The sequence below is a fragment of the Streptomyces rishiriensis genome, assembly GCF_003112535.1.
In the GTDB taxonomy this organism is placed as follows: domain Bacteria; phylum Actinomycetota; class Actinomycetes; order Streptomycetales; family Streptomycetaceae; genus Streptomyces; species Streptomyces rishiriensis.
The window spans coordinates 181,403-196,191 of sequence record NZ_BEWA01000005.1 but is presented as its reverse complement, the minus strand read 5'-3'; the positions used below and the strand labels follow the sequence as shown (position 1 = coordinate 196,191).

General features: G+C 76.4%; 7 protein-coding genes. All 7 read right to left on the bottom strand.

The features are described from left to right. Window positions 1–32: 32 nt before the first annotated feature. A complete protein-coding gene (locus tag Sri02f_RS09240; protein WP_109000609.1) occupies window positions 33–1,070 on the bottom strand; it encodes a LacI family DNA-binding transcriptional regulator in 1,038 nt (345 codons plus the stop codon). Window positions 1,071–1,226: 156 nt separating this feature from the next. Further along, complete coding sequence (locus Sri02f_RS09235; protein WP_109000608.1) at window positions 1,227–1,766, bottom strand: DinB family protein; 540 nt, start codon at window positions 1,764–1,766, stop codon at window positions 1,227–1,229. A 72-nt stretch (window positions 1,767–1,838) separates the two neighbouring features. Beyond that, window positions 1,839–3,647: an SWIM zinc finger family protein gene (locus tag Sri02f_RS09230; protein WP_109000607.1), complete on the bottom strand. Its 1,809-nt coding sequence runs from the start codon at window positions 3,645–3,647 to the stop codon at window positions 1,839–1,841. Further along, window positions 3,644–7,540 (bottom strand): vWA domain-containing protein, encoded by a 3,897-nt coding sequence (locus tag Sri02f_RS09225; protein ID WP_109000606.1) that lies wholly within the window; start codon window positions 7,538–7,540, stop codon window positions 3,644–3,646. Before Sri02f_RS09225 ends, Sri02f_RS09230 begins: the two co-directional genes overlap by 4 nt. A gap of 5 nt (window positions 7,541–7,545) precedes the next feature. Continuing rightward, complete coding sequence (locus Sri02f_RS09220; RefSeq protein WP_109000605.1) at window positions 7,546–8,718, bottom strand: ATP-binding protein; 1,173 nt, start codon at window positions 8,716–8,718, stop codon at window positions 7,546–7,548. 35 nt (window positions 8,719–8,753) lie between these two features. After that, window positions 8,754–13,763, bottom strand: coding sequence for a hypothetical protein (locus Sri02f_RS09215; RefSeq protein WP_109000604.1), 5,010 nt, complete (start codon window positions 13,761–13,763; stop codon window positions 8,754–8,756). Further along, window positions 13,760–14,614, bottom strand: a complete 855-nt coding sequence (locus Sri02f_RS09210) for a DUF4132 domain-containing protein (RefSeq protein ID WP_109000603.1) — start codon at window positions 14,612–14,614, stop codon at window positions 13,760–13,762. The genes Sri02f_RS09215 and Sri02f_RS09210 overlap by 4 nt, the downstream gene beginning before the upstream one ends. Window positions 14,615–14,789: the final 175 nt, after the last annotated feature.

Sequence of the window (14,789 nt, the reverse complement as noted above, 5' to 3'; positions counted from 1 at the left end):
GTGTGCGTGTGCCTGGGCACCGTGGCGGGCGCTCAGTCCCGGGCCGGCGCGACCCCCGAGCTCTCCCGCACCACCAGTTCCGGCGCGGCGACGGGGTACGGGGCGGACTGCGCCGATTCCTCCAGCATCCCGTGCAACAAGGCGAAGGCGGACCGGCCGAGGCCGGTGAAGTCCAGACGCACGGTCGTCAGGGACGGCGTGAGATGGGCGGCGTGCGGGGCGTCGTCGAAACCGGTGACGCTGACCTCGCCCGGCACGGACCGGCCGGCCTCGTGCAGGGCGCGCAGCACGCCGAGAGCGAGGTCGTCGTTGCCGCACAGGATCGCGGTGACGACCGGGTCCGCGGCGAGCCTGCGGCCCGCCGCATGACCGTCCGCCGGGCTCCAGCCGCCCCGCAGCGCTCGCGGTTGCGGTGCTCCCGCCTCACGGAGGGCCTCGCGCCAGCCGGCGCTGCGGGCCCCGGTGCGCCGGGCGCCGGACGGGATCGCCACGTAATGCACGGTCTCGTGGCCCAGGGAGAGCAGATACCGGGTCGCCTCGTAGGCGGCCTCGCGGTCGTCGGTCCACACCCAGGGGCGGTCACCGGTCGGCGGGCCCGCGGGGGTCTCGACCACGCCGACGACGGGCAGTCCGGCGGGGACCGCGTTCAGCGCCCGGACTCCGGCCGGGTCGTAGGCGATCACGATCACCCCGCCGCCCGTGTCCGCCGCGCGCTGGACCACGGCGGCGACCGCGGTCTCCGCCGCCGACTCCAGGACGCCGATCCCCACCGTGTGGGATGCGGCGCGGGCGGCCTCCTCGATGCCCTGGAGGATGGAGGCGTATCCGTAGTGGGTGGTGTCGGCGGTGAGCACGGTCACGGCCCGGCTGCGCCCCCGGGCCAGGGCGAGCGCGGTGGCGCTGCGCCGGAAGCCGAGCTCGTCGATGGCGGCGAGCACGCGCTCACGAGTCGCCGCCTTGACGCTGGGATGGTCGTTGATCACCCGGGAGACGGTCTGGTAGGAGACCCCGGCCGCTGTCGCCACGTCCCGGATGCTGGCGGGACGCCGCTGGTGACCGGTCACGTTCATGAGCAGAAGTGTGACCGGTCACACTAGGGGCGTCAAGGGGACGGAAACGGGGCGGAAAAAGGGGGCCGTGCGGGGCCCGGGCGCATCGCGCCCGGACACACACGGTGAGCCGGTGCTCGGCCCGCGTGTGCCCGGACGCGCACGGTCAGCCGGTGCTCAGCCCATGCTCTTCGCGCCGTCCAGGGCCTCGCGGATGATGTCGGCGTGTCCGGCGTGCTGGGCCGTCTCGGCGATGATGCCCAGCAGGACCCGGCGGGCGGACCGCCGCGCGCCCGGCTCGAACCAGGGCGCCGACGGCAGCGGATGGTCGACGTCCAGGTCGGGGAGGGTGGCGACCAGTTCGTCCGTACGGCGCGCCACCTCGGCGTAGTCCTTGAGCAGGCCGTCCAGCGTCTCGCCGGGCAGCATCCGGAACTCGTCGGCCCGCGCGGCGAAGTCGGCCTCGGTCATGGCGCTGAAGTCGCCCAGGGCCGAGGGGCCTTCGAGGATGAAGTCCACCCAGCCTCGTTCGGTCGCGCTCACGTGCTTGATCAGGCCGCCGAGACACAGTTCGCTGACCGTGGTCCGCTGCCCGGCCTGCTCGTCGCTCAGGTCGCGGGTGGTGAGACGCAGGAAGTGGCGGTGCTGGGCCAGCGTCGCCAGCAGGTCGGCACGCTCACCGGTGACGGTCGGGCCGGGGGTGGCGAAGTCGCTCATGGGGGTTCCTCTCCCGTGTTCGTGTTCCGCGGTCGAGGACCAGGTTAGGAGCGATAGAGGTCAGATCCTGGCCTAAAGGCCCGACAGAACGGTCGCTGCTTTCGCCCGCGCTCCCCACGCCGCCGCACACAGCTGCCGTTCCACCTCGCCGGTATAGAGGGCGGCCGCCAGCCAGGCCCGGGCGAAGCGGTCCGTGTCGGCCGGGAGCAGACGTCCGAAGGCGTCGCGGGAACGGTCCGCCGCGGCCGCGAGCAACTCGTCGAGAAGGTCGGCCGCGGTGCCCAGGCCGACGCGCCGCAGACGCGCCCCGTCGCCGGTCGCGCCGCCCGGGAAGGCCAGCACACGACGGCCCCCGGAGACCGCCTGGTGCACCCGGCGGCGCAGAAGGTGCAGCGGCGCCTCGTCCACCGTGTGGGCCGTGACGGGCGCGCCCGCCGTCGGGGGGAGGTCCGCGTGCCGGAGACGGTCCAGGCCCAGGTCGACCCGGGCGGCGGGGTCGGCCGGGTGTTCGGCGGCGAGCAGCAGCGCGCGCGGCAGCGGCCCCGGAGCGAGCCGGGCCACGATCCGCAGCCGGCTGCCCCGGGCGGCGGCCAGCAGACGGAGGTTGTCGCGATACGGGAGCGCCGGGTCCTGGTGAGCCGTCGCGAGTCGCAGCGCGAGACCGGCGCAGTCGGCCAGCAGACAGTCGCCCGTCGCCTCACGGACCGTGCCCGTCAGGGTGACGTCCAGGAACAGCAGGTCATGGCCGCCTTGGCCGCCTTGGAGAGCGCGGGCGACCTGCTCGGCGACGGGTGCCGCCCACAGCCGGTCGAGCGGCTCGGCGCTCCAGGCGGCGCCGGCGGCGCGCACCGCCCGCACCCCGGCCCCCGCACCGAGCCGACCGGTCGGGGAGACGGTCGCACCGGAGACCGCGAGCCCGGCACGCGACAGCTCACGGTGGGTCAGAGCGGTGTCGCCGATGCGGACGGCGCGGTCGGCCGCCCCCGTCGCCCGGCCGGGGCCGCCCGGCGCCACGTCGGAGACCGTGTAGAGGCGGCCCTCGGCGTCCGCGGTCCAGGTGACCGCTCCCGCGTACCCGGTCGCCGTGAGGACGGGCTCCGAGAAGAGCCCGTACAGGCGCAGGGAGCCGTCCGGCGTGTAGGGCTGCCGTACCGTGCCGCGCAGTTCGGCCAGCTCCGGGCCGCGCGCCGCCGGCAGCCGGTGGGCCACGCCGAGGACGGCGCGCAGGGCTTCGACCAGGTCGGGCAGCCGGTGCGCGGGGTCGGCGGAGCGGGCCGCGCGCACCCCGTTGACCACGGAGACCGCCGACGCAGCGGCCCGGGGGAGTCCCGCGAGCCGGGCGGTGTGCGCGGCGCGCAGGAGTTCCGCCTGGAGCACGGCGCCCGACCCGTCCGCGCCGGCGTCGAGCACGGCGGCGGTCGCGTCGAACACGGTCCGAGCGGCAACGAGTTGGCCGGGAAGGGCGGTCTCGTCCTCCGCCGGCTCCCGCACGCCTTCGCCCGCGGAACCCCCCTCCTGCGCAGATCCAGATCCAGATCCAGAGGCAGATCCAGAGGTGGGGACGGGGGCGGGGACGGCAGGAGAGGCGGACGCCGCGACCGGCGCGGCCGAGGCCGCCGCCGCTCGGTGCAGACAGTCCGGGGCGAGCAGGCACCCGCAGCGGATCGCGTCCGCACGGGTCACCGTGCCGCCCACGACATGCAGTTGGAGCTCGGTGTCGTCATCGACGGCGATCCGTACCGTGTCACCCTCGCGCACCACCGGACGAGCCGCCAGCTTGGCGACGCCCGCGTCCAGCCGCTTGCGCAGCCGGGGCGAGAGCGCCTCGACGAGTTCTGCGGTGACGGACGGCGCGACCGGCGGCAACAGGTCCTGGCTCATGAGATCTTCTCCCCTACCCAGCGGGCGAGTTCGAGCGGACTGAGAGCGGCGACGGGCATGCCGGCGGCGACGAGCCGACCTGCGACGCCCGTGGAATAGCGCGGCCGGCCGGAGTCGTCGAGACTCGCGCAGCCCAGCACGTGGCAGCCCGCCCCTACCAGCGCACGCACCTCGGCGAGAAGCCCGCCGAGCGGGTAGCCCTCCTCGAAGTCGCTGACGACCACCACCAGGGTGCGCGACGGCACGGTGACCAGCTCGCGGGCGTGCCGCAGGCCCGCGGCGATGTGCGTGCCTCCGCCCACGCTGACCTCCAGCAGCAACGACAACGGGTCCTCGACGTGGCCGGTGAGGTCGATGACCTCGGTGGAGAAGGCCAGGAAATGGGTGGACAGGGTCGGCACCCCGGCGAGCACCGAGGCCGTGAGCGCCGCCCACACGGTGGACGCCTCCATGGACCCCGACACGTCCGTCACCAGGATCAGCCGCCAGTCGGCCGACCGCCGGGCCCGCGCACGGAACACCGGGTGCTCGGGGACGACCCGGACCGTGCCGTCCGGACCGCGCCGCGCGGTCGCCAGGTTGGCGCGCAGGGTACGGGGCAGATCCAGTCCGCCGCCCGGACGGCGGCTGGGCCGTGGCAGCGCCGTGCCGTGCAGGGCGGGACGCAGCCGGGTGGCCAGCTGCCGGGTCAGCGCCTCCACCAGCCGGCGCACGAGCGGGCGCAGCGCGGCCAGCCGTGCCTCGGGCAGCCCGCCCGCGTGCCGCAGCACCGTGCGCAGCAGATCGACCGAGGGACGCACGCTCTCGGCGTCCAGCTCGGCGAGCACGTCGTCGCGGCCCGCCGCCGCGGCCGCCGCCAGCACCTCCTCCCGGATGCCCGGCCCGAAGAGCGCGGCCAGCTCCTGCGACCATTCGCGCACCCCCGGATAGGGCACGTCCCGGCCGCCGACGCCGCCCCGGCCCGTGAGGTCTCCCCTGCTGCCCTCGCCGCGCCCGCTGCCGTACAGCTCGTCCAAGGCCGTGGCCAACGGGCGCGCGTCGGGCGGGAGCCGGTCCCCGCGCCGCCCGAGGAGCAGCCGCCAGCGGTCGACGGGCGCGAGACGGCGGTCCTCACCCGCGGTCTCTGCGGGGACCGCTCCCGGGATCCGTCCCGTGCTCGCCGCCGCGCTCCCTCCCGGCCTCGGCCGCTGCCCGACGCCGAAGCCCTCCGCAGGTGCGCCGACCGCATGCGGCGCGGCGGGTGCTGGGGGTGCGGGGGCGGCGGGCATGGGGGCGACCGGGGGACCGGCGGACGAGGGTCCCGCGGACGCGGGTCGGGTGGCCGCGGATTCCGTGCGCCCGGGTCCGGTGGGCGCGGGTTCCGTGCGCCCGGGTCCGGTGGGCGCGGGTTCCGTGCGCCCGGGTCCGGTGGGCGCGGGCGCGTCCGCGCTCCGCGGGGGCAGCAGTCCCAGCGACCGCAGGGCGGCGCGGGCCGCCAGGTCCGCCCCCGCCCAGACGGCGAGGGCGGCCGGGTCGAGGCCGTCGGTGTCGGCCACGCGCCCGGCGCCCAGACGCTCCTCCACGGACGCCAGCAGGCGGTCGCGTGCCGCAGGGCTGAGGGTGTCGAACCCGCCCCGCAGCGCCGGCAGCCGGTCCAGGAACTGCCGGTCGGGCAGCTCCGACACACGGTCGAGCAGCGGGTCCAGGGCGGGCGCCGCCGCCTCCAGCAGCGGGCCGGCGGCGGTCAGCAGGCCGCTCAGCCGGGCCGTCAGACCCGACCGGGACTCGGCGTCGACCGCGCCGTCGACCCAGGACGCCACCCGGTCGCCGAAGAGCCGGGCGTCCTCCTGACCCAGCAGCACCCGGACGGCTCCGGCGGCGCCGCGCATCAGCGGGGAGCCGTCGGCCGCCAGCCGGGCGAGGGCGTCGGCGAGCCGGATGCCGCCGGCGAGGTCGGCGCGGTGGGCGAGTTCGAGCAGGGCGTGCGCGTCGGCCGGATCCTCGGAACCGGTCAGGCCGTCCACCTGGCGCACCGCCGCCGCGGTGAGCAGTTCGGCGACGGCCGTCGCCCGGGCCGTACGGCCGGCGTCGTGGCCCAGTCCTGCCACGTGACCGGCGCTCAGCCGGTCCGACAGGGAGAGCGCGGCGAGCAGTTCGGGCAGCGTGCCGGCTTGCGGCACCACCTCGGCGACGTCGTCCAGCCGCTCGTCGGTGAGCACGTCGAGCCCGCACTCCGCGGCCTGGGCGAGTCCCAGCAGAATCTGCGCGGCCGTGGAACCGCCCTCCTCCAGCTCCGCGCGTCGCCGCTCCCGCAGCACGCCCTCGGCCGCCTGGGCGGGGGTGACGCCACGTACCCCGGCGGCGGTCAGCACGGCCGACGTGGCGGGCGTCCAGCGCGCCTCCCAGCGGGAGGTGAGGGCCTGGGCGCCGCCCGCGCCGACGACCTCCTTGGCCTCCCCGTACGGCACCCCGCACACCGTCAGCCTGCGCAGCAACAGCTCACGGCGCCGGTCGAGGTCGGAGCGCAGAGGGTCGAGCCGGAGCTCCCGGGCGGCGCCCGAGGAACTCTCCGGTCCCGGCAGACCCAGCGCGGCGACCTCGGCCTCGACCGCCGGGGCGAGCCCGCTGCGCGGCGTGTCCGGCGCCGGCCGTCCGGTGCGCGTGCCGATCAGCACCCGTTCCATCGCCCGCGCGACGGCCCTGCCCCGCCCGTACGGCTCGCCCTGCGCGAGGACCGTCTGCACCGCCTCGACCAACTCGCCCCGGCCCGCCGCGGGGAGCCCGCGCAGCCGGGCCAGGTCCGAGGCGAGCCGGCAGATCTCGCGCGCGTCGGCGGGCCCGGAGGGATGCCCCAGACCGCGCAGTTCGGCGCACACCCCCACGGCCGCCCGCGTCAGCGCCTCCTCCAGGGCAGTGGGGTCACCGGCGGCCCGGAGCACCATGTCCTGCCACTCCGGGTCCCGGATGCCGGCCGGGTACCCGGAACGTTCGTCCAACAAGTTGTAGGCGTACGGGATCAGCGAGGTGACCCAGGAGACCCCTCGTGTCCCGGCGTCGTCGTGCCGCGCGCCGGCCGGGGCGTGGATCTCGGCGTCGACCTCGGCACAGGCGTCGACCTCGGCACGGGCGTCCGCATGGACGCCGGCGCGGGCGCGGGCGCCGGGATTGCCGGCCGGGGCGGGCGTCGCGAGCCGGTCCGCGCCCGCACCCGTCAACGCCGGCGCGTGGAAGGCGCCGACCAGCACGGCGGCCCGCTCGCCGCCTGCGGTGGCCTCGGCGATCCGGGACCGCATCCACCGCTCCCGCCGCAGGTCCAGTTCCGCCACCCCGCCCGAGGCCGCCGCGTCCTCGCGCAGCGCCCACCCCGTCAGCAGCGCGGCCCGGCGCAGCGCCTCGGGGGGCGAGCCAGGCGCGGCCGCCTCCACGAGCCGGTCCCACAGGTCGTCCCCCGGGCGGCCCGTGAGGCGCGCCCGCAACGCCCCGGCGAGCCCGGGGGACGCTCCCGACGCCGCGCCCTCGCGCCCCTCGCCCCACGCCCGGTCGGCGAGGGGCAGGTCGCAGGCGATCACCGGCACGCCGTGCCGGGCGGCCCAGCGCACGGCGGCCAGCTCGGGCGAGAAGTCGGCGAACGGATAGAACGCCGGGCTCCCGCCGTTTCCGGCCTCACCGGGAGCGGCGGCGAGTGCGACCGGGGCCCGGGTCCGCGCATGCCCGAGCCACGGCAGCCATTCCTGCATCTCGGCCGGCAGTTCGACGAGCAGCACGCCGGGTTCGGCCGCGTCCAGCAGCGCGGGCACGGCGGCGGCCAGCGAGGGCGCGTGGTGCCGTACGCCGATGAGGTAGGGCGCGGCCGGGTCGGTGAGCGCGGCGAGCGCCTCGCCCGGAGCGCCCGTCGGGGTGGGGTGCGGGGACACGGCCGTCAGCCCTCCAGCACCGTGCGCAGCTCCCACAGGGTGCGCCAGGTGGCGGAGCCCTGCTCGGCGCGGCGGCGGACGGGACCGTCCCAGTAGCCGCGCAGCCGGGCCGCGTCCGCGGGGTCGTCCTTGCGGACCACGCCGAGCAGATGGCCGGGCAGCAGCCCCAGGACGTCTCGGTCCCCGGGGAAGTAGGCCGCCGCGAGAGCCAGCGCGCCCGCCACGGACACGGCTTCGGCGGTGCTCATCACCGTGGACGGCCGCTCCACCTCCCAGCCCTCCGCCGAGCGTCCCTCCCGCAGATCGCGGAAGGCGGTGACCAGGGCCTCCAGCACGGCGTCGTCGACCTGGAAGGGCGCTCCGGCCCGTTCCACCGAGGCGCGGGCCTGACCGCGCACCAGCGCGGTCTCCGCGTCCAGGTCCGGAATCGGGCCGACGGTCTCGAAGTTGAAGCGGCGCTTGAGGGCCGCGGACATCTCCGAGACGCCCCTGTCGCGCAGGTTGGCCGTGGCGATCAGGTTGAACCCGGGCGCCGCGTGCGCCAACGCATCGGGAGTGCCGGTGAGTTCGGGCACGGCGATGCGCCGCTCCGACAGCAGCGACACCAGGGAGTCCTGCACCTCGGGCAGACAGCGGGTGACCTCCTCGACCCGGGCGACGGCGCCCCGGGACATGGCGGCCAGCACCGGCGAGGGCACCAACGCCTGCCGGCTCGGTCCCTGGGACAGCAACAGGGCGTAGTTCCAGCCGTACTTGAGCTGGTCCTCGGTGGTGCCCGCCGTGCCCTGCACGACCAGGCCGCTGGTGCCGCACACGGCGGCGGACAGCAGCTCGGACAGCATCGACTTGGCGGTGCCGGGTTCGCCGACCAGCAGCAGTCCGCGCTCCCCGGCGAGGGTGACCACACACCGCTCCACCAGCGCCCGGTCGCCGACGAACTTGCCCTCGACCACCAGCCGGCGCGGCGCCCCGTCCGGCGTCCCGACGCCCTCGGGCAGCTTCAGCGCCCGGCCGCCGCTGCCCATCACGAACGTGACGACCGCGCGCGGGGTGAGCCGCCAGGCCGGCGGTCGCGGCCCGTCGTCGTACGCGGCGAGGAAGGCCAGTTCGGCGGCGTACCGGTCCTCGGGCGGTTCGATTTGGCGCTCGGGGGAGGGGGACAGGGCGGTGGCGGTCATCGGCGCGGGTTCTTCCAGGTGAGAGGGGACGGTGGTCATCGGCGCCGGCCCTTGCGGGTGGCCCGGGTGGTGAGCTCCTCGTAGGCGGGGACGTCACCGGAGCGGACGCGGCCCCACGCGCGGGCGAACAGCTCGGGCACCGGGGCCAGGGGCACGGCGCGGGCGTGGGCGCGCACCGGGTAGAGGCCCTCCTTCCAGATCTCCACCGGCAGCGCCGGAGACTTCAGGTCCAGCCAGCCGCAGGGCAGGAACAGGGTGCGGCCCGCGCGCGCCCGCTTCGCCTCCACCACCAGGTCGCTCGCCGCGAGTTCGGCGCGGGCCTTCTTCATCCGGGCGGGCCGCCAGCCGGTCCAGCGCACACAGTTGCGGTCCGTGGGGTCCGGGAGGGCGAGCAGCTGGAGATAGAGCGCTGCCGCGTCCGCTCCCAGACCGAGCTGCGCGGCGGCCTCCGCGACCAGCTCCGGCACGCTGAGGGCCGGGTCCTGCGCATGGCCGGACGGTCCCTGCGGATCGGTCCCCGCCGCCACCGCGGCGGCGAGGTCCTCGCCCAGGAGCGTCCTCAGGGCCTGCATGCCCTGACCCCGTCCGGGCCCCACGAGCCCCTCGACCAGCCCGAACACGGGGTCGTCGGGGCCGTCGAGCGCGCCGGGCCGCACCAGGACGGTCTCCTGCTCGCCGTACCACGGCCGCAGCACCAGCGCCTCGCCCACGGCAGTCAGCCCGTGCGCGTCGGCACCGCCGGTCGCGGGCAACCCGTACGCCTTGCGCAGCTCGACGGCGGTCGAGGTGCCCTTCTCCGTCCAGGCGACGTCCAGATCGACCAGCAGCCCCGGATCGGCCACACGGCGGCGCACCGCGGCCAGGCCCTGCGGCAAGGCGGCCCGCAGCGGGTGGGCGTACGGCAGGGAGTAGGCGAGCCCGGCCAGGGCGGCCACGGCTCGCGTCAGGTCGTACCGGCCGGGCAGCGCCGCGGGGTCCTCCGCGACGAGGTTGCCGTCCTTGTCCGGCCGCTGAACGGTGGTGCGGTGGATCCAGGGGGTGAGCCCGGGGTTGAGGACCTCCTCCGCGGCGCCGGTCGGCAGTCCGTCGAGGGCGAGTTCCCCGGCGAGCTCCTCGGGCAGCCGGACGACTCCGGGGAGCCGCTCGGCCCACACCCTTCCCGCCGCCTGCGTGTCCGGCCCGGCCGTCCACAGAGCACCGGGGGCCTGCGGCAGCAGCGCGCCCACGAGCGCCGCCCGGTCGCCGGGGCGCACCGACGTCAGCAGGGCGTCCCCGAGCTGCTTCTGACGGGGCTTCAGCCCGGTGGCGGCGATCACCTCGGCGGTGAGCTGCGGCGGGTTGCCGGCGAGCAGCAGCGCGGCCTGGACGGGTCCCAGCCGCCCGTGCGTCGCGGCGGCCAGGGCGTCGGGCGCCTCCGGCTGCCAGGGCGCGGGGCCCTTGTCCCGGACGAGTCCGGTGACGGCCGCCAGGGCGTCGGCCGGGTACACCGCAGGGTGCGCGCTCTCCCGCACCAGGGTGAAGTGGGCTATCGCGCCGAACCGGCCGGCCGGATCGTGTTCGAGGGCCAGCCAGTTCACCCGCCCGGTCTGCCGGTCGACGCTCTGGCAGCCGAGGACGACGACGGTACGGCCGTCCCGGCGCAGCACCTGACCGACACGTTCCTGCTTCTCGTGCGGCTCGCTCAGCACGACCTCCCGCAGCAGGCCCGCGGGCACGGCCAGCGGCCCGTCGGCGATCGCCTCCAGCAGCAGGAGCAGCGCCTCACGGTGCTGCACGGTCGTCGTCGGGCAGGCGGCCCGGTACGCGAGCGGGCGCAGCACGTCCAGCACGGGCGTCCACACCGGGCCGATGCCGGGGACGGTGAACTCGTCGCTGCGCCAGCCGTCGGGGACGCCGGCGGTCCGGGAGGCCCCGGGCAGGGGCTTGCCGTCGGCCGGCTTCCCGGACAGCACATGGTTCACGGAGCGGATCTGCCGCAGTGTGGCCCAGCGCGTCTCGCCGCCCCACCACCCCTGCATCGGGGTGATGCCGGTGACGGCCTCGCGCAGCGTCTGGTCGTCGCCGTGCTCGGGCTTCAGGTCCGCGAACATGCCGTCGACCCGGTTGCTCTGTGCAGTGGGCCGTGCGACCGGAGGCGCCACGAACGCGGCGGTCGACTCCGCGAGCCGCAGCACCGCGCGCACGAGCGCGCCGACCCCGGTGACCAGCCTGCGGTCGCCCAGCGCCGGCAGGAGACGGGACACGATCTCCTGCACGACCTCGTCCGCCGTGGGGACGACCGACCGGCCCTCCGAGGCGGCGTCGACCGGCCCGGCCGCGGCCAGCACGGCCTGCCGCTCGGCCAGCGCCCGCGCCGCGGCCCGCACGATCTCGGCCGCCTGCTCGTCGGTCAGCGCGCGCAGCGCGGCCGACGCCCGCTCGTCGCGCGGACGCAGCGCGTGCCAGTACTCGACCGGCGGGACGAAACGGGTGCCCGCGGCGAACTCGCCGCCGCGCTCCATCGGCGTCAGCCGGCCGAGTTCACCGGCGGCGGAGGTGTCGTCGCCCGCGTACAGGGCGATCTGCCGGTGGAGGCGGACGGCGACGGGCTCGGCCCCGCCGGGCAGCCGCAGCGCGCCGAGCGGCACGCCCGGCGCCCGGCCGCCCGCCCAGGGCAGGGTGACGGTCCGGCCGTCCGGCGTGCCGGCGACCGTACGCGCCTCGGCGCCCTCGCCCTGGGTGCGCACCCAGCGGCCGAGAACCGTGCCGTCGGTTCCGAACGGGGTCTGCTCCAGGCCCGGTTGGAGCGGCAGCAGCTCGCAGTTCTCCTGCAGCAGCGTCGCGTCCTCCCGGATGCCGGACCGCAGGAACGCGGGCAGTGAGGCACGCCCGTGCGTGCCGGTGGCCGGGTCGTACTCGAGCCAGACCTGCTGCCGGCCCTGTCGGCCCTGCCGCCAGTACGAGGCGCCGTCGCCGAGGACGCGGCGGCCGGCGGGCAGGACGGTGTCGCCGGCGTGCAGCGTGCGCCCGCCGCCCGCGCGCCCGCCACCGGGCAAGGGGAGGGACGGGGTCCCTGCCTCGCTGCCGCCGTACCAGTAGGCGGGGATCTGCTCGCCGCCGAGCGGGAACACCTCGGCCGGGCGGGCGGACCAGTAGCCGAACTGCTTGCCGTCCTGCCGCCACATCACCAGCAGTTCGCCGTCCGTGTAGCGGAACGACGGACGCTGCCAGCGGTTCGGGGGCACGGGCAGCCGCAGGTCGTGCTCCAGCCAGATCTCCTGCGGGCCGACGACGAACACTTTGTGCTCACGGGAGACGATCAGCGCGGGCCACGCCTCCTGGACGGTCATCGGGTTCTCGTGATCACGGCCGGGCTTGGTCTCGGCGTCGATCCGGCGCAGCGCCTCGTCGAGCGCGGGCCAGCCCAGTTCGTCCAGGACGCCCGCCCGCAGCGTGTGCCCGAGCAGCGGCGCGACCTCGCGCGCGGCGACCCGGACCACGGCCGCCGGGCTGACCCGGGCGGCCACCGTGCGGAAGGGACGCAGCCGTTCCAGCGCCGCGCGCGCGGCGGGCAGGCCGACCGCCGAGGACAGGTCCCCGGCCGCGTCGTCCAGCCACTCCCGCAGGACGTCGCCGAGCACGGGGTGCGCGGCCAGGCCCTCCAGCACCTCGGAATCGGGACGGATGCCGCTGACGGCGCCGACGCCGGCGTACAGCAGGCGACGCAGACGCGGAACGGCCGCGACGGCGGTCAGGTCGCGTCGTCCGCCGCGGGGATCGCGCAGCCAGCGGTCCAGGGACAGATGCACGACCTTGTCGGCGTTCGGCAGGGCCAGCGGCACGCCCTGCGCCACGCACAGGTCCAGCAGGTCCAGGTCGGCGCCGGGGTGCCAGCGCCCCGAGCACAGGTCGACGGGCCGGCCCAGCTCGCGCAGCCGGGGGGCCATGCGTTCCGCGAGGGCGAGAGTGGCCGGGGAGCGGCCGCTGACGGTGCCGCCGTGCTTGCGGTGCAGCGCCCAGCGGCCGAGCCATTCGGCCGCGTCGACGTCGGATGCCGTCCCACCGGTGAGGAGCCGGTCCGCGCCGCACTCGGCGAGCAGCGCGAGCCAGAACTCGTCGTCCTCGACGGAACGCCCCAGACCTGCGGGCATGATCTCCAGCAGCCGGACCCGCACCTGCGGCCGCTGCCCGGCGAGGACGGCGAGGGTGGACCGGTAGGCGTTCCAGAAGGACGCGGGGGCCCGGACCGCGGCGGGCGAGGCGAGCAGGTCGGCGAGCAGGGCGCACTCCTCGGCGACCCGGTCGAGACCCGCCGCTTTGATCAACCCGCGCGCGTCCTGCGGCAGCGACGCGTACGGCGGCATGCCGGCCGCGCAGCGCTCCACGGTCAGCTGCCGGAACTGCGCCCAGGCGGTGGCCGGGTCGAGCCGGGCGGCGAGGGCCCTGACGTGCTCCTTGAGCGCCTTGACCGTCAGCGCGCCGGCGAAGGCGAACTCCAGGAACACCGCCCGCTGCCGCTCCTCGTCGACCGTCAGCGCGTGCACCCGCTCGGCCTCACGGGCCTTGCCGAAGAGGGCGGAGGCGTACGTGGTGTTCTCGTGCCGGAGGAAGACGCGCGCCGCGTGCTCGTAATAGGTGGGCAGGAAGTGCGGCACGGCCCGGCCGAGCCGGGCGCCGAGCTCCTCGAAGCCGTCCTTGGCGTTGCCCGGGCGGGACTTGGCCTGCCGGGCGAGGCGCTCGATGTCCTTGACCAGGGCCAGTGCGTGATGGCCGTTCGCCGGGTCGTTGACCAGCGCCCAGGCGGGGAACCCGAGCGTCTCCCGGCGCACCTGGCCGACCTCGGGGGTCCGCGCCTCGCGGGTCAGTCCGAGGAAGTCCAGGGCGAGGTCCTCGACCTCGCCGAGGGTGCCCGGCACGAGGCGTACGATCCTGCGGTCGTCGAGCGCGGGATGACCGTAGGTGCGCACGGTGAGCGTGTCGGCGTCCTCGCGGGTCGTGCTGCCCGGGGGCAGGACGGCGCCCGCGTCGAGCAGGACGGCGGCGGTGTTCTCGTCGTGGGTCGTCATGCCGCCCGCTCCTCGTCCTCGATGTCGCGCCCGGAGTACAGCGAAGCCGCCATGCGCATGCCCTCCGACCACGCCACCGCGCCGACCTGGCCGAGCTTCAGCGCCCGGCCCGCGGCGTCGGTGAACGTCAGAGGGCCGGTCTCGGCCTCCTCGTAGCCCTCGTGATCGCCCACCCACACGCGGGCTTCGACGCTGCGGCCGTCCTCCAGGACGGACGTCACGGCGTTGCCGCCGCGCACCCGGTATCCGAGCTGGGTGACCCGGCCGTGCAGGAACCGCTGCTCCTTGAAGGCGCCGCCCGCGAACTCCTCGACGGACGTGCCCTCCGCGTCGAGCGAGGCGGGCCGTCGCCACACCTCGCGGAAGAGCTGCTGGGCGCGCTGCTGGACGCCGAGTTCCACGGCGAACTCCCGCAGCTCCTCCAGGTCGTCCAGGAGCACGGGGTGCGGAAGCCGCACGAGGTCCGGGGCGATGCGGACGGTGTCGCCGTCGAGGTCGACCAGACCGAGGCCCCGCTCGGGGTCGGCGTCCCGCAGGAATCCCGCCACCTCGCCGTCGTCCCCGGTGACCACGAGGTCGCGCAGGGCGGCCTGCCAGGCGGGGTCGGGCCACACGTGGGCGACGACGGCGAACGGCACCGGCAGCGAGCGCACCATCCACCGCTCGACGTCCGCCAGGCACCGCTGTTCGTGCCGCTCCAGCCACTCGACGAGCCGGCGCAGCCCCACCACCGCCGGCTCGTCGGCGATCTTGGGCGGCACGGACTTCAACCGCCGCCCGGCCGCGTTGCGGCACACCACCTTGCCGTCATCCAGAGCGACTTCGTAGTCGCCGGCCGACACCCACCCCATGCGTGCCTCCCGCACCCGCTGTGATCAAGTGTCGGGAACTGTAGGTCAGGCCACTGACACCGGGGCTCCAGAGGCGGCCGGAGCCCGCGTCCTGCCGACCGGCGCGACGAAGTCCGCAGGTCGGCGCAGGGTGGGCGGCGTCATCGGGCCGTGCGGCCGACGTCCGATCCGGGGA